Genomic DNA, 21,990 nt, shown 5'->3' with positions numbered 1-21,990 from the left:
AGCTGGGCAAAGACAGATCGACCGTCAGCCGCGAAGTCAGCTCGTCGGCACATGGGAAGGTATCGTAAGAGGCATGCCTCAGAACCCCAAGGAAGGTGGACCCGATCGACCGTGACTTCTGTCGCGAATCGACGCCTCGATGCTCGGACCCCCCTCATTCACGCGCCCATCGAATAAGGTGTTTCACACCTGCCTGGGCGCCTTGCGGCTAGCGATCTGCCGAGCAGATGCGAGAAGCTTGGACGCAAGTTGAGAGAGCGCAGGGCAAAAAAGCGCTAGGCACCGGACGTGCTGAAACCGCCGAGGCACGTAAGTGCAGGGCGAAGTGAACTCGGTTGTACTCGTCGCGGCTCTCAGCCTGCCTGGTGCTTGGAATGAACAGCAGTGCGCCACCCGGAGCTCTCGACCCAGAGCGGATATCCGGGTCGCCCGATTCAGCTATGGAACATCATGTCGGGATCGCAGCGGATGCCGGCGGCCTCATTTGTAGGCAGCTCGATGACATCGTCCGTGCTTCCCCAGTTCGAGGCCCACTTCTGGCGGCCGGGTGCCACGGCGAACGCTGTCGCGATCGGGAGTGGCCCCTGGCACACATTCAACTCACGCTCTGAGCCCTCACCGCACCTGATCAATCTTCCAACCCGGTCGGTGCATGCGATGGTGCCCCCTCACAACTCCTGCGCGGTCAGGTGCACCCGCAAATCAAACTCGTACTGGTGGTACTGCGGCTCCATGTGCTGGCACAGCTGATAGAACGCCTTGCCATGCTCGCGCTCTTTCAGGTGCGCCAACTCATGCACCACGATCATCTTCAGAAACTCGGGCGGCGTGTCTTTGAACAGGCTGGCGATGCGGATCTCGCGCTTGGCCTTGAGCTGGGTGCCTTGCACGCGCGACACCGTGGTGTGCGTGCCCAGCGCATGCTGGATCACCTTGAGCTTGTTGTCGTACACCACCTTGCTGAGCGGGTCGGCGCTGCGCATGTAGCGGCTCTTGAGTGCCATGGTGTAGTCGTACAGCGCGCGGTCGGTGCGCACCTCGTGCGTGGCGGCGTAGCGCTGCGCGAGTGTCTCGGCCAGGCGGCCTTCGTCGAGCAAAGACTGCACCTGGGCGATCAGGTGTGGCGGGTAGCCAGCAAGGTACTTGAGGGGGGGCAGCGGCGGGGTCATGAGCCGCGTATTTTCACTCCCTGCGGCGAAAGGCGAGCCAGCCGGCGAGCACGGTAAAGGTTGCGATCACGCCGACGATCACGAAAAAACCGTGCGGGCTTTGCGCCAGCGGTATGCCGCCCACGTTCATGCCCATCAGGCCGGCCACGATGTTGATGGGCAGCGCAAGCACCGTCACCACCGTCAGCGTGAAAAGGCTGCGGCCGGTCTGCTCGCCCACTTGCGCGGCGATCTCTTCCTGCAGCAGCTTGATGCGTTCTTGCAGCTCAGACACGTCGCGAATGATCAGCGAAAACTCTTCCGTCGCCTGGCGCAGCTCTTCGAGGTCATCGCTTGCGATCCACGGCGGCGGGTGGCGCAGCAGGCGAAACAAGGCGCCGGGCTCGGGCGCCAGCAGTCGCTGCAGGCGCACCAGTACGCGCCGCAGCTTGCCCAGGTCAGCCCGCTTGTGCTGCAGCCGCCCGAAGTGAAAGCTGTCTTCGATCGCATCGACCTGCAAGGTGGCCTCTCGCACGATGCGCACCAGCACGTCACCCTGGTCGTGCATCAGGCGGTTGAGAAAGGCCACCGACGAGCCGAAGCGGCAGCCTTCTTTCACTGCCTGGCGCAAGCGGTCGATGGAGCGCAGCGGGTGGCTGCGCGCGCTGATGGCCATGCGCGGCGCCACGTTGAGCCACAGCGTGGCGATCTCCGACGGGTCAAACGAAAACTCGTAGGCCACGTCGTTGACCACGGCCACCAGCGTGTCGTGTGCGTCTTCGATGCGCGTGGAGCGCGAGCCCTCGTGCAAGGCCTCGAAAAACTCTGGCACCACCCCCGCTGCCAGGTGTTCGGCGATCCACCTTTCGGCGGCGGCGTCGCTCAGGTTGAAGTGCAGCCACACGAAACCGGTGGCGCCAGGCGCCGGCTCGCGCTTCAACCACTCCAGCGCTTCGGCCAGGCCTATCGGCTCACCTGATGTGCCGTCTGCAAACAGGTAGCCGCAGATCAATCCGTTCTTGTCGGAGCCATAGTTGATTTGCATTCGCGGCTCAGTACACCTCGGGCACCACGATCGCGTTGGGTGCCGGCAGCGCGGGGTCGAGGGAGTTCACGGGCGCACCTCTGCGGCGGTATGGGGCGTCCACCATAGAGGCCATGTGTTGCGAGGGTGTGACAGCGCATGCCATCATCCTGGGCGATGCCCTCCCCAGCCGACACCGTCATTCGCGAAACCCAGGCCTGGCTCACGCGCGCCGTGATCGGGCTCAACCTGTGCCCCTTTGCAAAGGCCGTGCACGCCAAGAGCCAAGTGCGCTATGCGGTGAGCGAGGCGAGTGACGGCGATGCCCTGCTGGCCGAGCTGTGCGCCGAGATGGACCGGCTGGTATCGACCGACTCCGACGAGATCGACACCACCCTGCTCATCCACCCCCACGTGCTGAACGACTTTCTCGACTTCAACGATTTCTTGGGCACCGCCGACGAGGCCCTGTCCGAGCGCGGCTACGAAGGCCTCTTGCAGATTGCGAGCTTTCACCCGCAGTTCCAGTTTGCCGGCACCGACGCCGACGACGTGGGCAACGCGACCAACCAGTCGCCCTACCCCACGCTGCACCTGCTGCGCGAAGCCAGCGTCGACCGCGCAGTGGCGGCATTCCCGCAGGCCGAGGCCATCTACGAGAACAACCTGCGCACGCTCGAAGCACTGGGCGCCGACGGCTGGGCGGCGCTGCAAGCGCAGTGCAAGGCCGATGCGGCGGGTTGATCAGGCGCTGGCGATGCGGCCCAGTTGACGCAACGCCCCTTCGACCTCGGCGGTGAACGGAAGGCCGCAGCTGATGCGCATGAAGTGATCGAAGCGGCTTGAGTTTGAAAACAGAGTGCCCGGCGCGATGCGTATGCCCTGTTGCAGGGCTGCATCAAACACCGCCTGAGCCGAGCGCTTCTCGGGCAGCTCAACCCACAGCAACAGGCTGCCCTCAGGCACGCTCAGGCGCGTGCCCTGCGGGAAGCAGGCGGCAATGGCCTCGGCCGCCTGCTCGCGCTGCACCCTGAGCTGCCGGCGCAGCCGCGCCAGATGGCGGTCAAAGGCGCTCGAACCCATGAACTCGGCCGTGGTGAGTTGCGGCAGCGCTTCGTTGGCTCGGGTCTGCGCGTACTTGAGCATCTGGATGCGCGCGTGCCAGCGCCCGCCGCTGATCCAGCCCAGGCGCATGCCGGGTGCCAGGATCTTGCGCAGCGAGGCGCAGTGGATCACGCCACCCGAGCGGTCCCAGGCTTTCACAGCCTTGAGTGGCACGTCGTTGGCCGTGAGCGCGCTGTAGGTATCGTCTTCGATGATGGGCAGCTCGAAGCGCTCGCACAGCTGCACCAGCCGCTGCTTGTGCTCGTCGGGCATCACACAGCCCAGCGGGTTCTGAAAGTTGGGCACCACCACCACGGCCTTGATGCGCTCGTGCGTCTGCAGCGCAAGCTCCAGCGCCTCAACCGAGAGGCCGGTGCGCGGGCTGGTGGGCACTTCAAGCGCGCGCAGGTTCAGGCTCTCCAGCACCTGCAGCAGGCCGTAGTAAGTGGGCGACTCCACGGCGATCGTGTCGCCGGGTTGGGCCACCGCCCGCAGCGCGATGTTGAGCGCTTCGATGCAGCCTTGGGTGACCACGATCTCCTCCGCCGTGAGGCTCATGCCGGCGTCCATCGAGCGCCGTGCCAACACAGCGCGCAGCGTGGGGTCGCCGGGCGAAGCCATGGGCTTGACCAGCAGGTCGGGGTGGCGGCGCAGGGCGCGCATCGCCGCGTTCTTCAGCGCCTCGGCCGGGTAGGCCTCGGTCGAGGCATAGGCGGCCGCGAAATCAGTGGTCACGACATGGCGCTCGCTCTGCGCCACGAAGGCTGACACCCGGTCGTGTATGCCCACGTACTGCGCCGAGTCGAGCGATTGCATCGGCTCGGGCTCGTGGGCCGGCGCAATGGCTGCTCGGCGCGGCAAGCGCACGAAGTAACCCGAGCGCGGCCGCGCTTCGAGCAGGCCTTCGTCTTCCAGGCTGCGGCAGGCTTGCAAGGCGGTCGACAGGCTCACCTGGTGCAGACGGGTGAGCGAGCGCACGGACGGCATGCGCGCGCCCGGCACGAGCACGCCAGAGCGGATAGCCCCGCGGTAATGGTGGGCGACGCGTTGGTACAGGGGCTGCAGATCCATATCGGACATGATGCGTGCGCTTTGGCGCGGCAGACCGGAACAGATGTCAGCTTATAGCGGCATAACAGCAGAGGCAAACAGCCTCTGATACGGAACACATGGTTGCGGACTGTTCCTGTTTGAGGACGTGGCGATTGCCTATGCTTGTGGCCATCGACTCAGCACCCATCAGCGTCACAGCACCATGCTTCAAGTCCTCGGCACATCACCCTCGATCAACGTGCGCAAGCTGTTGTGGCTGTGCGTCGAGCTCGACCTGCCCATTGCACACGAGGCATGGGGCGTGGGCTACAAGCCGACACGGTCGCCCGAGTTCCTGGCGCTGAACCCGAATGCCTTGGTGCCCGTGCTGCGGGATGGCGACTTCGTGCTGTGGGAGTCAAACACCATCTGCCGCTACTTGGCCGCGCGGCAGCAGCGCTTCGACCTGCTGCCCAGCGAACCCCAAGCGCGCGCCCGCGTGGAGCAGTGGATGGACTGGCAGGCCACCGAGCTGAACTATTCCTGGCGCTACGCCTTCATGGGCCTGGTGCGCAAGAGCCCTGCCCACGCCGACACCACGGCCACCGCCGCCAGCGTGGCCGAGTGGAACCGGCTCATGGGCGTGCTGGATGGCCAGCTCGCCAAGACCGACGCCTACGTGGCCGGCGGCGCGTTCACGCTGGCCGACATCGTGATCGGGCTGTCGACACACCGATGGCTCGCCATGCCGATGGACAAGCCGGAGCTGCCGGCCGTCGCGGCTTACTACCAGCGCCTGAGCCCGCGCCCGGGCTTTCAACTTCACGTGAGGAACGGCATGCCATGAACACTGCCCCCCTTCAAACCATCAGCCTTCGACGAGGCCAGTCTCACGGCTTGCAGGTCACTCCCGGTACACAGCTGTTCGCCGTGCGCGGCAGCGTGGTCGTGAGGAGCACGCCGCATTGGCTGGCCGATACCGTCTGGCGCTCCCGGCTGGTCATTCAGGCCAGCGAGGCGCATGCTTTCGAAGCTGGCGGATGGGTGCAACTTGAAGCCCAAGGCGACACCGCCGAGCTGCGCTGTGCGCATGCTTATCAGTCGGCCGAGACACGCCACCCATCCCCGGCCCACTTCATACGCGCACTGAGCGCATTCGTGCGCCGCGCCTTCGCCTGAAAGACACCATGCTCCAGTTCACCGACATCCAGGCCGCCGCCGCTCGCCTGCAAGGCGTGGCGCACCGCACGCCGGTGCTGCGCTCCAGCACGCTCGACGAGTTGCTGGGCCTGCAGGTCTTCATGAAAGCCGAGAACCTGCAACGCATGGGCGCCTTCAAGTTTCGCGGTGCCTACAACGCGGTGAATGCGCTGAGCTCGCCCGAGCGCTCGCGCGGCGTGGTGGCATTTTCATCAGGCAACCATGCGCAGGCTGTGGCGCTCGCGGCGCGCATGCACGGCTGCAAAGCCACCATCGTGATGCCGCACGATGCACCCGCACTCAAGCTTGCCGCCACGCGAGGCTATGGCGCCGAGGTGGTGATCTACGACCGCTACCGCGAAGACCGCGCCGCCATCGCCAACCGGCTGGTCAGCGAAACGGGTGCCACGCTGGTCCCGCCTTTCGATTACCTGCCCGTGATGGCCGGCCAAGGCACGGCCGCGCTGGAGTTGCTGGAAGACACTGGCCCGCTCGACGCCTTGATCGTTTGCGCAGGCGGCGGGGGCTTCTTGTCTGGCAGCGCCGTGGCGGCCAAGCACCTCGCGCCCAACATTCGCGTCTACGGCGCCGAGCCCGAGCGCGGCAACGACATGCAGCTCTCACTGCGTGCCGGCAAGATCGTCAGCATCGACGTGCCCCGCACCATCTGCGATGGGCAGCAGACACAAGCCATCGGCCATCACCCGTTCGAAGTGATCCGGGCTTTGGTGAGCGATGTGCTGACGGTGCCCGACCCGGTGGTGGTGGACGCGATGCGCTTTGCGTTCGAGCGCATGAAGGTTGTGCTCGAACCTTCGGGTGCGTGCGCGCTGGCAGCGCTGATGCTGCATCGTTCGCAATTTCAAGGGCAACGCGTGGGGGTGACCTTGTCAGGCGGAAACATAGGCGTAGACCGATTCGTGGCGCTGGTGACAGGAACCGAGCAGGTGGACTGAGCCAGTCGGCGCAAAAGCGCGCCAGCATGGATTCCCGTCTTCACGGGAATGACGGCGCGGCGCGGCCCTACCATGGCAGCGCCAAATCAATCTCTTCAAATCAAGGCGTGCAACGCCGCAGGAGACCCCCATGCTGATCGCCTCCGTCCTCATCGGCCTCGTGGCCCTGCTACACGTGTATTTCCTGGTGCTGGAAATGTTCCTCTGGGACACGCCCAAGGGCCACAAGGTCTTCAACAACACCCCCGAGTTCGCAGCGCAATCCAAAGTACTGGCCGCCAACCAGGGCCTGTACAACGGCTTTCTCGCGGCGGGCCTGATCTGGAGCTTGTTGCTCGGGCCCGCGGGCCGGCCGGTGGCGTACTTCTTTCTCGGTTGCGTGCTGGTGGCCGGCCTCTATGGCGGCGCCACCGCCAGCCGCAAGATCTACTACGTGCAGGCACTGCCGGCGGCGCTTGCGATTGCCGCCTTGTTTTGGCTGGCCTGACGGGGCCGACAAGTCGTTGCATGCCAGGCGAGGTTGTTTCTTGACGTCGCGGCCCGCACTGGGATAAAAACGCCGCACTTCACCGCAGCTCGCTGCGTTCCGGGGCTCACGCCCTGCTTTCACCCCTGCGCCGAACCCGCTTCGGCTGCCTGCGCGCCCCACGCGCCCATCTACGCACGCAAGGTTGCCTCAACCTGCGCGCTAGCGTGCCCTCAACCACATGGTGTGGTTGAAAAAACAGACGCGAGTCTGGGGTACGTGTCCTCTGCAAACAGAAGGCTTCAGCCCATCGGCTGGAGTTTCACGTGCCTGCCCCACAAGGGCAGGCAAAGGTAGGCATGTCCATGTTCAATGCACTCTTCAACCGTCTGGCACTGTTGGGCCTCTTGTCGCTTTTCGCTGCCTGCTCGGGCAGCGATAACGGGACAGACAAAGTGACAAAAGACCTCGTCGGCATCACCGCCGACAGGGTGGCACTTCAGTTCACTTGCACGGTGACCTTCACGGCCGACATCCAGGCATCCGACGAAGGCAAGCGCACTTCGGTTTCCGCGTTTCTGACCGAAGCCGTGTTGCGTGTCACGTCGAGTCTTCTCAGTCTTGATGTTCTCGAAGACCCGTCTGTCCTTGCCAATGCCCTGGACGACGCCATGACCGCCCGCACCGAAGGCGCCCCTTCCACAAGTGGCCTCTTCACCTTCGACACGACATGCTCTGATGTGCACATAGCTCGCTGAGCCGTCGCCGTCGACCCCCCGCACCCTCTGGCGCAAGCCAGGGGGTGCACTTTTTTGCACGGCTGGTCAACGCGAGTACATTGCTCGCCAATGGCCGCTGCCACTTCGACCGTTGCCGTGCCCGCCGTCGCGCCCGACATTCGTGCGCGCGTGCGCGTGGCGCAGATGCGCATGATCTTCGAGCAGACCTCGGTGGCGGTGTTCGCCGCGACTGCGTTTGCCCTTGCACTGGCGCTGCACCTGCGCGGCATCGTGCCCGGCCAAACGCTGATGTGGTGGGTCGTGGTGAAGATCGCCGTGGTCGTGCCGCGCATCATTCACGGTCGCATGTTCCTGCGCCGCAAGACCGACTCCTTGGCCTGGCTGAGCTGGGGCCAGGCCATGCTGTTTCTCGACGGCCTGGTGTGGGGCGCCGCTGGCATCTGGCTGATGCCGGCCGACAACATCGCCACCATGACCGTCGTGGTGGCCACCCTGGCAGGCGTGACCGCCATTGCCGCCTTCGTGCTGCATGCCGACTGGCCTTGCTGCATTGCCTACACCGCGCCCATGCAAGCGCCGGGCATCGTTTTGATGATGTCACGCGCAGACAGTTTCGGGCTGTACGGGGCGTTCTCGATCTTCGTGTTCTATGCCTTGCTCTTGCTCGCCACGCGCCGCTCCGAGCAGCACATTGTCGAGATGCTGACCCTGCGCTTCACCAACGACGAGTTGACCGAAAAGCTGTCGTCGGCACTAGAGCTTGCGCGCATGGAAAACCGTGCCAAGAACGAGTTTGTTGCCAATATGAGCCATGAGCTGCGCACACCGCTGCACGGCATCCTGGGTGTGTCGAGCATGCTGCTCGGCCACGCGCCGGTGACCACCGCGCAAGAAGGGCTCACGGTGATTCGCCGCTGCGGCGAGCACCTGCTCGGGCTGATCAACAACATCCTCGAATACTCGCGCTTCGGCGCCCAGGGCATAGACCTGCACGCGCAGCGTGTCGACCTGGCGCAACTGATCCACGACACGATCGACATGTGCACGCCTGGCGCTGCCGAAAAAGGCTTGTCGCTGCGGTGCACGCTCGATCTGCCGCGCCCTTGCCTGGTGACGATGGACCCGTTTCGCCTGCGCCAGATTCTGCTCAACGTGGTGGGCAACGCGGTCAAGTTCACCGAGCACGGCACGGTGCACGTGAACGTCACCGAAACCCACGGCGGCAGCGGCGCGCTGATCCGTGTTGAAGACACCGGCGTGGGCATAGCCCCCAGCGCGCTCGACCGCATCTTCGAGCCCTTTGTGCAGGTCGACAGCTCCAACACCCGCAAGTTCGGCGGCACGGGCCTGGGCCTGAGCATCACGCGTGCCATCTGTGAAGCGATGGGCGGCACCATCACCTACCGCAGCACGCTGGGCCAGGGCTCTACTTTCGAAGTGGCCTTGCCCTTGAAGCGCCAGATCGTCGTGCACACAAACGCACCCACCGCCACAGAGCCGGTACCGGCCCCTGCCTCTACGTCAGCGTCTGCACCCACGAGCATCGCCTTGCACGGCCAGGTGCTGCTGGCTGAAGACAACGAAGTGAACGCCATCGTGGCCGAAACCTCGCTGGTGCAGCTGGGCCTGGAGGTCGTGCGCGTGGCCAGCGGCGTGGGCGTGGTCGAACGCGTGTGCCAGACGCGCACGGCGCGGCCTGACCTGGTGCTACTCGACTGCCAGATGCCCGAGATGGACGGCTTTGAAGCCGCGCGTCGCGTGCGCCAGCACGAAGCCGAGCACGGCCTGCCGCGGCTCGCACTGATTGCGCTCACCGCCAATGTGTTCCCCGAAGACCGCGAGCAGTGCCGCGCCGCGGGCATGGACGACTTCCTGGCCAAGCCCTTCAGCAGCGAGCAACTGCGCGCCATGCTGGTGGCGCACCTGGCCCAGGCCTCGTCAGTGCACTCCTAGTCGAAGGCCGCTCAGCGCCTGCATCAGCGCTTCGAAAATGGCGATGTCGGGGTGATAGGCGCGAAACACGAAATCGTAGTCAGCGTGCCGCCGCTCCCGCGCCATGGCCTCGGACGTCACCGTGTCGCGAAACAGCACGCGGTGTGGCAGGCCACCGGCATGCAGCAAGGGGCACATGCGGTCGTCGCCAAAGAGGTCTGTGAAGCCCAGGTTTTCGTAGGTGCGCAGCAGCGAGCGACGCGAGCCCGCGAGCACACCACCGATCTGCATCGCTATGCAATAGAGATGGCTCGCTTTCACCATGGCCAGCCGCACCGGCGCGTCGTATCCCGGCAGCACGCACAAGCGGGTGATCTCGGCCAGCAACTGGCCGCGGCGCTGCGCCGGCAGCTCAATGCTGCGCTCGATCTGCAGCGCAGCGCTGCGGTTGCTCTGCACGCGCACCGAGCCCACCATGGCGCCGGTGTGCTTGTCTTCGGCAAAGAAGATGGTGGTGTCGGCCGCGCGATCGAGCGGGTCGGCTCGGCCAAACGCGGCCGCCTGATCGGGCAGGTGGCGGCCGTAGGCGGTCTGACGCAGCGCTTGCACCCGCAGCAACTGGGCCTCGGTGCACACCACCCTCACGCGAAACGGCAGGCCGCTCTCAATGACGGGCGAAGCCCTGAACGCCACTTCATCGAGTGCCTCGAACGCCGAACCGGGGCTACGCAATGCAAAGCCCGCATCAAACGCCTCCAACGCCCTGGGCACCGGCATCAAGCCTGCCGGTGGCAGTTCATCCCTATACATGAATTGTTCCCTGTCTGCTGGGCCTATGGCCTCTTGCCTGATCCCGGCGCAAGCATCTCAAGCCGCGGCATGCAACGCCTATTTGAGTGTTTCTGAATGTGAGTAAGCCCCTTCGGGCCAGGGCGGCCGGTAACGCTTCAGGTATTTGGTGACAAGTGACGTGGTGGCGGCAATGCGCCGCAGGCCCGGGTCAGCTCAGCATCAGCGCTTCTCGGGCGTGGTCGGCCAGAAGAAATGCGCGTCGCCCCGGTAGTCGGTGCCCTGCCAGTCGCTCACCGAAAAGTAGAGCCGACTGGGGGACAGCATCTCCACCCCCCGCCCGCTAGCCCGCAGGCTCACGCCGGCCAGGTCGAGGCGGCTGTCGTCGGTGCGTATGGCCACACGGCCACGCAGCTGCACGGCAGTGGCGGTGACTTCACTGCCACTCGCCGTGAGCGCCACGTCGGTGCTGTCGATCACGCTGTCTTCGATGGTGACCGACGACACCTTGAGCAGCAGCTGCTTCAGATGCGCGCCTTCGATGCGTGCATCGGTGCAGTTGTCTAGCGTGAGGCTGTCAAAGCTGCCGCTGTAGCGCTTGTTGGCCTCGTTCTCGCACACCACGTCGCCTTGCGAAACCTCGGCCACGTTGACGGCGTACTTGGGCGGCAGCGGCTCGGCCAGTGCTTCCAGCAGCACCCGCGTGAAGGTCTCGGGCCGGTCAAACATGGGCGTGTGGCCTGCGCCGTCGATCACGCGCAGCCGCGCGTCGGGCATGCGCGCTGCCAGCAGCTTGCCGGTGCGCAGCGGCGCGATCGGGTCATTGCGGCCCCAAATGACGGTGGTGGGCGCCAGGGTGTCGCGTATGGCGCTGGTGAAGTCGTGCTCCACCAGGCCCAGGGCCGCGTCGACCTGCGTGTAGCTCCCCAACAAGGCCGTGCGCACCGACGGGTTCTGCGCCAGCCAGCGGCTGAGGTCGAAGCGCTCGTCCAGCCCGTTGAAGAACTGTCGACGCCAGCCGTTCACTCGATCGTCCAGGCCCCTCAGAAAGCGGTCGACCCCCTCAATGCCCACCCGCCGCGTGCGCATGGTGGCGATGTACTGCGCAAAAACCGGCTTGAACAAGATGCCCGCCGCATCGACCAGCACCAGGCGATCCACCTGTGCCGGGTGGGTACTGGCAAAGAAGAGGCTCACCGCGCCGCCCAGAGAGTGGCCCACCACGTGCGCACGGCGGTTGGGTGCTGTCTGTTGGAGCACCTCGGCCAGCGCATTGCCGAGTGCGGCGAAGGCATAGCCCTCAGCGGACGCTTGCGAGGCGGCAAAGCCCGGCAGGTCGAGTGCCACCACATGAAACTGCCGCGCGAGCGTGGGGATCACGTTGACCCAGTCGCGATGCGCGTTGTTGCCCAGCCCGTGCACCAGCAGCACTGGCGGCGCATCGCGCGGGCCGGCCTGGCCCACCAGCACGCGCTGCCCATTGCGCAAGGTGAGGCAGGTGTAGCGCAGCGTGGGCAAGCGCAGCGACACGCCAGACGCCGCACCGGCCGCCGGATCGGTGCACGGAGCAAGAGCGGGCGCAAGAGCGGGCAAAAAAACGGGCGCAGGCGCGGCGGCCGATGCAGGCACCGCAGCAGTGGGCAATTCGGCGGCCTGCACGGCCACGCCCCACAGCCACGCCGCAAGCACTGTCGCGATCAACCTCCACAGGCGTGCGGGCATTCGACACTTCAAGAAACGAGAGAAGGGGCATTCTGGCCCATGGCCCGCGCCAGCCCGCGTTCCATCTTGCAACGAAGCTGAACCGGGGGCCGGTATCGGAGTCTGCATACTGTGAGACACACCGTCGCAGATCACACGACGAAGACCACTTGCGAAAACTCATCGAGGTAACCGTTTTGAAGAAACTCCCCCTGACCCTCTTGCTCGCAGCCTGCTGCTCGCCCGCAGCGTTTGCCCAGACCCCGGCCGGCCCGAAGATCGAGCCCGGCCTGTGGGAAATCAACATCGCACTCAAGAGCCAGAACGGCAAGGCCGAGGCCGCGATGAAACAGGCCCAAGCGCAAATCTCGCGCCTGCCGCCCGAGCAGCGCAAGGCTGTTGAAGAAATGATGGCGCAGCAGGGTGTGCGCCTGGGCGACAACTCCAGCACCGTGAAGGCCTGCATCAGCAAGGAAGACGCCGAGCGCGGCGAGATCCCACAGCAAGCTGGTGACTGCACTCAGCAGGTGCTCGAACGCTCGCCCAACTCGATGAAGGTGAAGTTCAGCTGCGCCACCAACCCGCCCGCGAGCGGCGAGGCGCTGGTCAGCTTTCAAAGCGCCAAGGCCTACACCAGCCAGGCGGTGGTCGACACCGTGGTGATAGGCCAGCCCGAGCGCGTGAATGTCGATCAGACCGGCCGCTGGCTGGCGGCCGAGTGCGGCGGAGTGAAACCGCTGGGCCGCTGAGCAACCGAACTCCGTTCGCCCTGAGCTTGTCGAAGGGTGGTGCAGTGCACAGCGCAGGCTTCGACAGGCTCAGCCCGAACGGATGGTGGCTCAGCCCGAACGGAGGGTTGCTCAGCCCGAACGGAGGGTGGCCCAGGCCGAACAGAAAGTGGCTCAGCACTAGCGGAACGTGGTGAGGCCCCAGCGGAAAGTAGCGGGGCTGAGGCACGTCACTCGCCAGGAAGGTTCTTGAACATGATGGTGGTGCCGGTAGGCACGCCATCGGGCATCAGGGCGTAGCCGGGGATGCGGCCGCACAGCACCCAGCCCTGGCGCGCATAGAGGCGCTCGGCCGCGTCGCTGGCGGTGTCGAGCACCAGCAGGGTTTTGTGCTCGGCGCGTGCCACACCTTCGATGGCTTGCATCAGCGCGGCGCCCACGCCGTGCTCACGCGCACGCCGGTGCACCAGCAGCTTGTTGACGTCAGCACGGTGGGGCTGGTTGTCGGGCTGGCCCAGCATCAGCTGCACCGTGCCCACGATGCGCCCCACTTCGTCGTGCGCCACGAGCAGCGCGCGCTCGCCGCTGCGCAACTGCTGGTCGACTTGATGCCAGAAGGCCTGCGCGCGGTCCATCGAAAAGCCCGCCATGAAGTTGACTGAAGCACCGCCTTCCACGCAGTCGAGCAGTACTTCGCACAGGCCGTGCAGGTCTTCTGAGCCCTCGAGTGCATGGATGCGCCGAATTGAAATCTTCTGTGTCATGGTGTGCTTCGCGCGTAGTGCATCAAGGGTTGGGTGAGCGCAACGACATAGCGTGCTCGCTTGCGGGTGGGGTTGCGGAAGGCGGTGGGTGCATCTAGCCGCATGGCCAGGCAGTCGCCTTCGCTCAAGCGGTGCTTGACCAGGCCCACGCTCACCTCGATCACGCCTTCGAGTACCCACACCTGCTGGTGCACTTGGCCATGGCGGGCAGCGTTGTCGTAGGTCACATGGGCGCCTGGCGGGAAGCTCACCTCCACCATCTGAATGGGCGAATCGACCCCCGGCGGCGATAGGCTGCGGCGCACGTAGCCTGAGGCCGGGTCACGCCATTGCGGCTGTGCATCGCGGCGCGCCAGTGGCGAGGCCACACCGGCTTGCGGTGTTTCGAAGAGTGCGCTCAGCGTGGTGCCCAGGCCGGCGGCGAGCTTGTCGAGCAAGCTGGCGGTGGGGCTGCTCTCACCCCGCTCCACCACCGAGATCATGGAGCGGCTCACACCACAGCGCTCAGACAATTGTTCGAGGGTGAGGCTCTGAGCCCGGCGCAGCTCATGCACACGCTGAGCAATACGCACGTTCACGTCGAGTTCGGCCTTTTCCATCATATTGGAATCGTAATCTACTTAATAAGACGAGAGCCGTCAACTCCCCCGCCTCTGTCAGCGTGAAACTTTTCTCACCGGGAAACGCAAGTTTGCGAAAGCGAAACACTGCCGGCATGCGCGCTTGGTACAACTTGCACACAACGACAACGCGCAAGAGGGAAGCATGAAGAACCAATCGGCACCGTACTGGGCTTTGACCAGCTGCCTGGCGCTGTTCGCCTGCGGCGGCAGCTCAGCGGGCAGCACACCGGCAACTGGCCCTGACACCGCGGCGCGCACGCTGGCCGCCACCAGCACGGCACAGAACAACGCCGCCTGCACCACCATCCGCCCCTTCTATTGGGAGATCGGCGACAAGACCGCGCTCGCCGCCAGCGGGTCGGTGGGCGACGCCACCTACACCGCCGACACGCTCATGCCCATCGCCTCGGCCTCGAAGTGGCTGTACGGTGCCTATGTCGCCGAGCGGCGCAACGGCGTGCTCACGGCGCAAGACATCCAGTTCTTGCACTTCCAGAGCGGCTACACGAACTTCACCTTCTCCGGCTGCGACCCGTCCGACACCGTGGCCTCGTGCGTCGCGCGCGGCAACAACGACGTACAGACCGCTGCCAACATCGACAAGTTCTTCTACAACGGCGGCCACATGCAAAAGCACGCCAGCCTCGCAGGCGCGGGCGACATGAACCTGGGCGCCCTGGCCAACGCCGCGCTGGCGAGCGAGATCCGCAGCCGGCTCGGCACCGACATCAACCTCATCTACACCCAGCCGCAGCTCGCTGGTGGCGTGCGCACCACGGCGCGCGACTACGCCGTGTTCCTGCGCAAGCTGCTCAACAACCAGCTGAGAATCGCCTCGCTACTGGGCAGCAACCCGGTATGTACCAACCCAGACACCTGCCCCACCGCTGTCTCCACACCCATCGCCAACAGCCTCAACTGGCACTACGCCGTCGGCCATTGGGTGGAAGACGACGCCACGCGCGGCGATGGCGCGTTCAGCAGCCCTGGCGCATTCGGTTTCTACCCCTGGGTGGATGCGAGCAAGACCTGGTACGGCGGCGTCGCCCGCGCGCAGAGCACGAGTGGCGCCGCCAATGACTCAGCCAGTTGCGGTGGGCTGATCCGCAAGGCCTGGGTCACCGGCACGTCGCAGTAAACACCCCAGGACCAGCCCCGGCCCCTCAAGAGCTGCGGATCCAGTTCTCCAGCCGCAGCCCTTCCACACGTTTGAAGTGGCGCATGTTGTCGGTGACGAGCACGGCATTCAATGCCAGCGCGTGCGCGGCGATCATCTCGTCGAAATCGCCCAGCACCTGCGCCTTGGCGCGCAGCTGGGCGCGCACCACACCGTGGAACTCGGCGCAAGCGGCGTCCCAGGGCTCGGTGCGGGCGACGGCGAGAAACGCGTCGACGTAGCGCTCAAGCTGGATCGCCTTGGGCTTGAGCGCCACGCCGTAGCGCATCTCGGCATTGGTGATGGCCGAGATGCACCAATCGTCGGGTTGGAGTTGTTGCAGCCGGCTGTCGAGGCCGGCGGTGCCGCGCATGGCAGCGACGGCGGTGTTGGTGTCGAGCAGGTACAGCATGCTCATTCCACCCAGGAATCGAGCGGGTCGCGCCGCTGGGTGCTCTGCACACGATCGGCCATGTAGTCATTCGGCACCGTGCCCATCTGGTGGCGCAGCGCCATGAACTCCATCCACGACAGCTCGGGCCGGGCCGACAAGATGACGTTGCCGGTGCGCGGGTCGCGCCGTATGTAAACCTCATCGCCCTCGAAGCGAAACTCGGCCGGCAGGCGCACCGCCTGGCTGCCGCCATTGGTGAAGAGCTTGGCGGTCTTGACGGTCATGGCGTGCTCCGGCGCGTGTGTGTTTCAGGTATCTGTTCAGGTATCTATTTCAGTATAGACACGCCCGCCCTCTCGCTCAAGGTTGCCGTGCTTTTTGAGGCAGGCAAGCGGCGCAATGCAGACGGCGACTCGGCCAAACGCTGCTCAAATTCCGCAGCCGGCATGGGGCGTGCGAAATGAAAGCCCTGCGCCAAGTCGCAAGACAGCTTGCGCAAAGCCTCAACCTGCGCCGAGGTCTCGACGCCTTCGGCCGTGACCTGCAGGTTCATGCCGCGCGCCAGCGCCACGATGGCGGTGACGATGGCAGCATCGTCGGCGCCAATGCACAAATCCTGTATGAAGCTGCGGTCGATCTTGAGGGTGTGTATGGGAAAGCGCTTCAGGTGCGACAGGCTCGAATAGCCGGTGCCGAAGTCGTCGATCGCCAGCCGCACGCCCATCTCGGACAGCTGTGCCAGCGTGCGTACGGTGTCGTCGCCGCGGTGCATCAGCATGCCTTCGGTCAGCTCCAGTTCGAGCAAGGCAGGCGACAGGCCGGTGCTGCTCAACGTCTGCTCGATCACCTTGACGAAGTTCTTCTGCCGGAACTGCCGCGCCGACAGGTTCACCGCCACGCGCAGGCCCGGCCGCACCGCCTGCCACGCCTGGGCTTGCTGACAGGCCTGGCGCAGCACCCATTCGCTGAGCGGCACGATGAGGCCGGTTTCTTCCGCGACCGGAATGAACTCGGCCGGTGCCACCACGCGGTGGTCGGCCTGAGGCCAGCGCAAGAGCGCCTCGGTGCCATCGATGCGCCCCGTGGCCAGCTCCACCAGCGGCTGGTAGTGCAGCGTGAACTCATCGCGCTCCAGCGCGCGTCGCAGGTTGCTCTCGGTCGACAGGCGATGGCTCACGCGCTCGTTCATCTGCGCGTTGAAGAACTGATAGTTGGCGCGGCCCGATTCCTTGGCGTGGGACATCGCGGTGTCGGCGTTGCGCATCAGCATGTTCGCGCTGTCGCCGTCGTCGGGGTACATCGCGATGCCGATGCTGGCTTGCGTCGGCAACAGGTGGCCCAACACGGCACACGGCTTGGCCAGCTCCGCGAGGATGCGCACCGCCACCTGGGTGGCCTCGGCGCCGTCGGTCACGCCAGGCAGGCTGATGATGAACTCATCACCACCGAGGCGAGCAGCGGTATCTCCTTCGCGCAGGCAGGCCGTGAGCCGCCCCGCCACCGATTGCAACAGCTGGTCGCCCACGACGTGGCCCAGCGAGTCGTTGATGATCTTGAAGCCGTCGAGGTCGAGAAACAGCAAGGCCACCTTCATGCCGCTGCGGTGCGCACGCGCGATGGCTTGGTCGACGCGATCGGTCAACAGCATGCGGTCGGGCAGGCCGGTGAGCATGTCGTGATGTGCAATGTGCGTGACGCGTTGGTCGGCGATGCGGCGCTCGGCGATTTCCATCTCGAGCCCGCCGTTGGTCAGCGCCAGCTGGGCAGTGCGCTCGCCCACGCGACGTTCGAGCGTGGCATGGGCCTCGCGCAGTGCGCTCTCGGCCAGCTCGCGCTCGCGGTACTGGCGCCGCATCACGCCATCGGCATGGCGAACGATGAAAAACAGCACGCCATACAGCACACACAGGATGGCCACGGTGACGCTCAAGGCCATGTTGTTGGACTCGCCCATCTCCACCAGCGAGCGCAAGGCGGGTTCGCGGTAGAAAAAGCCAAGCGCCGCCACGAGGGCAACGATAGACGCGAGGCTGGTCAGTGAGAAATAGAGCAGTAGCCGAAACATGGGGCTTTCACCATGGCGTGTGTAACCCACAAGGGGTCTCAACTTGCCATATCGGCGCGGCGTGCCTGAACTTGATGCTCCGTCAGCCCTCGCCAGGCCCGTCAACCTCGGTCATCCCGTCAAAACGGGAATGACTGGCACCAAGACCTGCGAATGACTGGGCACTCAGTCCGACACCAGCGGCTTGAACAACTCGTCGAAGTCTTGCGCCGTGAGCCCCGCGTCGCCGGCCACACCCGACAGCAGCGCGTCAGCCAGCCCGGCCTTGCGCGCCTGCAGCTCCAGCATCTTGTCTTCCACCGTGCCGCTGGCGATGAGCTTGTAGACAAACACCGGCTTGTCTTGCCCGATGCGATACGCGCGGTCTATGGCCTGCTGCTCGACCGCCGGGTTCCACCACGGGTCGTACAAGATCACGGTGTCGGCCGCGGTGAGGTTGAGGCCCACGCCGCCGGCCTTCAGGCTGATCAGGAACAGCGGCACCTCGCCCTGCTGGAAGCGCGCCACCAGCGAGCCACGGTCCTTGCTCTCGCCCGTGAGCTTGAGGTGGGGCAGTTTCAAGCGGTCGAGCTCGATCTCGATCAGCGACAGCATCTCGGTGAACTGCGAAAACAGCAGCACGCGGCGGCCGTCTTCGATCAGCGTGGGCAGCAGGTCGAGCAGCAGCTCCATCTTGGCCGAGGGGTGGTGCGGCCGCACGGCACCCTCGCCCATCTTCAGCAGCCGCGGGTCGCAGCACACCTGGCGCAGCCGCAGCAGCGCATCGAGCACCATGATCTGGCTGCGCGCGAGGCCCTGCTGTGCAATCACCTCGCGCAGCTTGCCGTCCATGGTCGCGCGCACGGTCTCGTAGAGGTCGCGCTGAGTGCCGGTGAGCTCCACGCGCAGGTGAGACTCGGTCTTGGCGGGCAGCTCTTGCGCCACCTGCAGCTTGGTGCGCCGCAAGAGGAAGGGCCGCACGCGGCGCGCCAGCTGTTGCGCGCGCAGGGTGTCTTGCCGCCGCTCGATGGGCGTGCGGTAGTGCTCACGAAACTGTGGCTCGCTGCCCAGCAGGCCGGGGCACACGAAATCCATCAGGCTCCACAGCTCGCCCAGGTGGTTTTCGAGTGGCGTGCCAGACAGGCACAAGCGGTGGCGCGCGTTGAGCCCCTTCACCGACATCGCTGCCTGACTGCGGCTGTTTTTGATGCGCTGCGCTTCGTCGAGCATCAGGTAATGCCACTCTTGCGCGCCCAGCGTGTGCACGTCGCGCATGGCCAGCGGGTAACTGGTGATGACCAGGTGCGCACCGGCGATCTGCTTGAAATGCTTGGCACGCTGCGCGCCGTGCAGCACCACCAGCTTGAGCTGGGGCGTGAAGCGGCGGGCTTCAGCCTCCCAGTTGCCGATCAGGCTGGTGGGCACGATCACGAGGCAGGGCCGGTCGAGCCGGCCGGCATCGAGCTCGCCTTGCAGCAGGGCCAGGGCCTGCAGCGTCTTGCCCAGGCCCATGTCGTCGGCCAAGATGCCGCCCAGGCGAGCACGGCGCAGAAAGTCCATCCACGACAGGCCGTCGGCTTGGTAGTGGCGCAAGGTGGCCTGCACCTGCGGCGACACAGGCACTTCGGGCAGCGTCTGCCCGCTGCCCAGCAGGCGCACCTGGTTCATCAGCTCGGTGAAGCTGGGCGGTGCGGTGACGCGTGTGCCGGCCGACAGCGATTCGAGCGTGCCCAGGTCGAAGCGCGAGAGCCGCAGCGCCGAGCCCCTGTCGCCCACGCGAAACACCGTGCGCAGCCAGTCCATCAAGGGCGCCACGCGCTTGACCGGCAAGCGCAGCAGGCGCTGTCGCGGCGCAGCACCGGGCGCGGGGGGCGCGTCGTGGGCCCAGGGCACCAGCACCTCGCTGTCTTCGCTCTGGTTGAGCGCAGCATCGAGGTGCAGCCAACCGCTTTGCACCAGGCTCACGAGCAAGGGCACAAGATTGATCGGTTGGCCGTCCACGCTCACCTGAAGACCCACGCTGAACCAGTTGCCGCCGGGCTCTTCGCCGATGTCGACCGCCCAGTCGTCGGGCGTGTGCAGCTCGAAGGGAAAGTCGTCGACCACCTCGACCACCCAGCCGCGCGACTCCAGCTCGGGGATGTGGTGCGCCAGCAGCTCGGGCCAGCGCTCGCGCCGCTGCGGCACCAGCAGCAAGGGGTTGCCTTCGATGCCGGGCGGCAGCACCGACGACTGCACACGCGCCGCAGACAGGCGCGTGAGCCGCTCCATCGCCAAGCCAGCCGACAGGCTCCAGGGCCGCAGCTCCAGCTCACCAAAGAGCGTGCGCAAGGCTCCCGCCTCGGCCTGCGCCTGACGCTGAAAGTGCCCCATCACCACACGGCCCGGCCGGGTCGGGTCGTTGACTTCGCCCAATGCGGTGGTGGCGTTGCCCGCCGGAAAGTGGAAGTCAAATGCACGCCCGGTGGGCGGCTGGTAGCGAAAAACAACCTGCGCCGCGCCCTGGCGCAGCGTGGTGCTGCGCGAGTTGGCCGAGCCGTAGCGGTGGTGCAGCAAGGCTTCAGAGGCCACGTCGACACAGGTGGTCAGGCGCAGCACCGGCACCAGCGCCAGCGTGCCCAGCTCAAACATCACCGGCGGCGGCGGCTCGGCGGGCCGGGCGACCGGAACGGCCACGCCGGGGGTTTCAGGCAGGCCCTTCTTGATGCGGATTTGCTGCGCCTCGAAGGCCATCAGCGCTGCCGCCACATGTTTGCAGCCATGGCCCATGGGGCAGGAGCAACGGCCTTCGAGCCGCGGCCCGAGGCGACGGTCAGTCACCCACTGAATGCTCTGCTGGTAGGCGGTAGGGCCGGTGCCTTGCACCCGCGAAACGAGCCGCGGGCCGTCGACTTGCAGCGCCAGCACCGCCTGCTGAGGCTTGAGGGCCATCGCTCTCGTGAGGGTGATGTAGTCGAAGTGTTCGCCCAGATCAAAGTCTTCGGGCAGGGAGAAGTCGGTCATCGGCAACGTGGGCAAGGCAACCCTGCATTGTCGTCTGCCATGCGATGCTTGGGCGAATGAAACGCCGATACATCTTGGGGGCTCTCGCAGGGCTGCCACTCCGCGTGTATGCGCAGCCCGCCTCGATCGGCCTGCGAGCGCTGGTTTTCCCGGCTGATTTCGGCAGCCACCCGGCGGCCCGCACCGAGTGGTGGTACCTCACCGGGGCGCTGCAGGCGGGCGAGCGCACGTTCGGCTTTCAGGTCACCTTCTTCCGCTCGCGCACCGGCCTGTCGGGCGACCACCGCAGCCGCTTTGCCGCGAGCCAGATCGTGTTCGCCCACGCCGCGCTGAGTGATGTGCAAGTGAGCCGCCAGCGCCATGACCAGCGCCTGGCGCGCGCCGGTTTCGGCATTGCCACCGCGGCAGAGGGCGACACGCAGGTGCGCTTGCGCGACTGGTCGCTGCTGCGCCAAGGCCCGGCCGACTCCAGCCGCTACGAGGTGCGGGTAGCCAGCGACAGCGCCGGCTTTGCGCTCGCGCTCACCCTGGCCACCACCCAGCCGCTGCTGCTGCAAGGCAAGGCGGGCTACTCCCGCAAGGGCCCGCAGCCCGCGCAGGCGAGCCACTACTACAGCCAACCGCAACTGGCCGTGACGGGCGCGCTCACGCTCGATGGCCGCGCGCTGCCGGTACTGGGCCGCGCCTGGCTAGACCATGAGTGGAGCAACACCCTGCTCGACCCCCAAGCCGTGGGCTGGGACTGGATCGGCATCAACCTCGACGACGGCAGCACCCTCACCGCCTTTCGCCTGCGCCGCGCCGACGGCAGCACGCTCTACGCCGGCGGCAGCCTGCGCAGCCCGGGCGGCGTGGTGCGCACCTTTCAGCCCGACGAAGTGCGCTTCACCCCCGGCCGCAGCTGGCTCAGCCCCGCCTCGCAGGCACGCTACCCGGTGCAGTGGACAGTCGACACCCCCGCCGGCCGCCACACGGTGAGCACGCTCTTCGACGCGCAAGAACTCGACAGCCGCGGCAGCACCGGCGCCTTCTACTGGGAAGGCCTCTGCGACCTGCTCGACGCGCGCGGCCAGCGCGTGGGCCGCGGCTACCTGGAGATGACCGGATACGCCGGCAAGCTCAGGCTGTGAGCTGCTGAAAAAGGAGGCACAAAGCGTGCTTTTTCGCGAGACGCACCAAGCCTCAC

At 65.9% G+C, this 21,990-nt stretch carries 21 protein-coding genes; 10 read left to right on the top strand and 11 right to left on the bottom strand.

Going from position 1 to position 21,990, the window contains the following annotated elements:
- Window positions 1-668: 668 nt before the first annotated feature.
- Both AC30QB_RS19020 and AC30QB_RS19015 read right to left on the bottom strand, forming a co-directional pair.
- Window positions 669-1,169 (bottom strand): M48 metallopeptidase family protein, encoded by a 501-nt coding sequence (locus tag AC30QB_RS19020; protein ID WP_489547834.1) that lies wholly within the window; start codon window positions 1,167-1,169, stop codon window positions 669-671.
- Between the two features lie 13 nt (window positions 1,170-1,182).
- Window positions 1,183-2,193 carry a transporter gene (locus AC30QB_RS19015; RefSeq protein WP_489547833.1) on the bottom strand — a complete coding sequence of 337 codons (1,011 nt, stop codon included), beginning with the start codon at window positions 2,191-2,193 and terminating at the stop codon, window positions 1,183-1,185.
- Between the two features lie 156 nt (window positions 2,194-2,349).
- On the opposite strand from AC30QB_RS19015, the gene AC30QB_RS19010 reads away from it, so the two are divergent.
- On the top strand, window positions 2,350-2,916 hold the full coding sequence (locus AC30QB_RS19010; protein WP_489547832.1) for a DUF1415 domain-containing protein: 567 nt from the start codon (window positions 2,350-2,352) through the stop codon (window positions 2,914-2,916).
- On the opposite strand, the gene AC30QB_RS19005 is transcribed toward AC30QB_RS19010, so the two are convergent.
- On the bottom strand, window positions 2,917-4,347 hold the full coding sequence (locus AC30QB_RS19005) for an aminotransferase-like domain-containing protein (RefSeq protein WP_489547841.1): 1,431 nt from the start codon (window positions 4,345-4,347) through the stop codon (window positions 2,917-2,919).
- 184 nt (window positions 4,348-4,531) lie between these two features.
- Here AC30QB_RS19005 and AC30QB_RS19000 point away from each other — a divergent pair, with 184 nt between their 5' ends.
- The 6 genes from AC30QB_RS19000 (at window position 4,532) to AC30QB_RS18975 (ending at window position 9,623) form a co-directional block, all read left to right on the top strand.
- Window positions 4,532-5,155 carry a glutathione S-transferase family protein gene (locus tag AC30QB_RS19000; protein ID WP_489547831.1) on the top strand — a complete coding sequence of 208 codons (624 nt, stop codon included), beginning with the start codon at window positions 4,532-4,534 and terminating at the stop codon, window positions 5,153-5,155.
- On the top strand, window positions 5,152-5,487 hold the full coding sequence (locus AC30QB_RS18995; RefSeq protein WP_489547830.1) for a hypothetical protein: 336 nt from the start codon (window positions 5,152-5,154) through the stop codon (window positions 5,485-5,487). The genes AC30QB_RS19000 and AC30QB_RS18995 overlap by 4 nt, the downstream gene beginning before the upstream one ends.
- Before the next feature lie 8 nt (window positions 5,488-5,495).
- On the top strand, window positions 5,496-6,464 hold the full coding sequence (locus tag AC30QB_RS18990; protein ID WP_489547829.1) for a threo-3-hydroxy-L-aspartate ammonia-lyase: 969 nt from the start codon (window positions 5,496-5,498) through the stop codon (window positions 6,462-6,464).
- 130 nt (window positions 6,465-6,594) lie between these two features.
- Entirely contained in the window at window positions 6,595-6,951 is a 357-nt protein-coding gene (locus AC30QB_RS18985; RefSeq protein WP_489547828.1) for a DUF1304 domain-containing protein, read from the top strand.
- A 344-nt stretch (window positions 6,952-7,295) separates the two neighbouring features.
- Window positions 7,296-7,688 carry a hypothetical protein gene (locus tag AC30QB_RS18980; RefSeq protein WP_489547827.1) on the top strand — a complete coding sequence of 131 codons (393 nt, stop codon included), beginning with the start codon at window positions 7,296-7,298 and terminating at the stop codon, window positions 7,686-7,688.
- Between the two features lie 90 nt (window positions 7,689-7,778).
- Window positions 7,779-9,623 (top strand): ATP-binding protein, encoded by a 1,845-nt coding sequence (locus tag AC30QB_RS18975; protein ID WP_489547826.1) that lies wholly within the window; start codon window positions 7,779-7,781, stop codon window positions 9,621-9,623.
- Here AC30QB_RS18975 and AC30QB_RS18970 read toward each other — a convergent pair.
- Both AC30QB_RS18970 and AC30QB_RS18965 read right to left on the bottom strand, forming a co-directional pair.
- The gene (locus tag AC30QB_RS18970) at window positions 9,609-10,412 is read right to left on the bottom strand and encodes an N-acyl amino acid synthase FeeM domain-containing protein (RefSeq protein ID WP_489547825.1); all 804 of its coding nucleotides are present in this window, start codon (window positions 10,410-10,412) and stop codon (window positions 9,609-9,611) included. The two genes, AC30QB_RS18975 and AC30QB_RS18970, sit on opposite strands and share 15 nt — an antisense overlap.
- Window positions 10,413-10,613: 201 nt before the next feature.
- Window positions 10,614-12,113, bottom strand: coding sequence for an alpha/beta fold hydrolase (locus AC30QB_RS18965; RefSeq protein WP_489547824.1), 1,500 nt, complete (start codon window positions 12,111-12,113; stop codon window positions 10,614-10,616).
- A gap of 176 nt (window positions 12,114-12,289) precedes the next feature.
- On the opposite strand from AC30QB_RS18965, the gene AC30QB_RS18960 reads away from it, so the two are divergent.
- Window positions 12,290-12,841 (top strand): DUF3617 domain-containing protein, encoded by a 552-nt coding sequence (locus AC30QB_RS18960; RefSeq protein ID WP_489547823.1) that lies wholly within the window; start codon window positions 12,290-12,292, stop codon window positions 12,839-12,841.
- A gap of 209 nt (window positions 12,842-13,050) precedes the next feature.
- On the opposite strand, the gene AC30QB_RS18955 is transcribed toward AC30QB_RS18960, so the two are convergent.
- Window positions 13,051-13,584, bottom strand: a complete 534-nt coding sequence (locus tag AC30QB_RS18955; RefSeq protein ID WP_489547822.1) for a GNAT family N-acetyltransferase — start codon at window positions 13,582-13,584, stop codon at window positions 13,051-13,053.
- Window positions 13,581-14,183 (bottom strand): helix-turn-helix domain-containing protein, encoded by a 603-nt coding sequence (locus AC30QB_RS18950; RefSeq protein ID WP_489547821.1) that lies wholly within the window; start codon window positions 14,181-14,183, stop codon window positions 13,581-13,583. Before AC30QB_RS18950 ends, AC30QB_RS18955 begins: the two co-directional genes overlap by 4 nt.
- A gap of 166 nt (window positions 14,184-14,349) precedes the next feature.
- Here AC30QB_RS18950 and AC30QB_RS18945 point away from each other — a divergent pair, with 166 nt between their 5' ends.
- Window positions 14,350-15,345, top strand: a complete 996-nt coding sequence (locus AC30QB_RS18945) for a hypothetical protein (RefSeq protein ID WP_489547820.1) — start codon at window positions 14,350-14,352, stop codon at window positions 15,343-15,345.
- 25 nt (window positions 15,346-15,370) lie between these two features.
- Here the strand turns inward: AC30QB_RS18945 and AC30QB_RS18940 are convergent, their stop codons facing one another.
- The 4 genes from AC30QB_RS18940 to AC30QB_RS18925 form a co-directional block, all read right to left on the bottom strand.
- Window positions 15,371-15,775 (bottom strand): type II toxin-antitoxin system VapC family toxin, encoded by a 405-nt coding sequence (locus AC30QB_RS18940; RefSeq protein WP_489547819.1) that lies wholly within the window; start codon window positions 15,773-15,775, stop codon window positions 15,371-15,373.
- Window positions 15,776-15,777: 2 nt separating this feature from the next.
- Window positions 15,778-16,041, bottom strand: a complete 264-nt coding sequence (locus AC30QB_RS18935; RefSeq protein ID WP_489547818.1) for an antitoxin — start codon at window positions 16,039-16,041, stop codon at window positions 15,778-15,780.
- A gap of 44 nt (window positions 16,042-16,085) precedes the next feature.
- On the bottom strand, window positions 16,086-17,822 hold the full coding sequence (locus AC30QB_RS18930) for a putative bifunctional diguanylate cyclase/phosphodiesterase (protein WP_489547817.1): 1,737 nt from the start codon (window positions 17,820-17,822) through the stop codon (window positions 16,086-16,088).
- A gap of 165 nt (window positions 17,823-17,987) precedes the next feature.
- On the bottom strand, window positions 17,988-20,804 hold the full coding sequence (locus tag AC30QB_RS18925; RefSeq protein WP_489547816.1) for a DEAD/DEAH box helicase: 2,817 nt from the start codon (window positions 20,802-20,804) through the stop codon (window positions 17,988-17,990).
- A gap of 56 nt (window positions 20,805-20,860) precedes the next feature.
- Here AC30QB_RS18925 and AC30QB_RS18920 point away from each other — a divergent pair, with 56 nt between their 5' ends.
- Window positions 20,861-21,934 carry a lipocalin-like domain-containing protein gene (locus AC30QB_RS18920; protein ID WP_489547815.1) on the top strand — a complete coding sequence of 358 codons (1,074 nt, stop codon included), beginning with the start codon at window positions 20,861-20,863 and terminating at the stop codon, window positions 21,932-21,934.
- Window positions 21,935-21,990 lie beyond the last annotated feature (56 nt).

The sequence above is a fragment of the Rhizobacter sp. genome, from assembly GCF_046595475.1.
Lineage (GTDB): Bacteria > Pseudomonadota > Gammaproteobacteria > Burkholderiales > Burkholderiaceae_C > Rhizobacter.
This window is presented reverse-complemented; position numbering and strand designations above follow the sequence as displayed.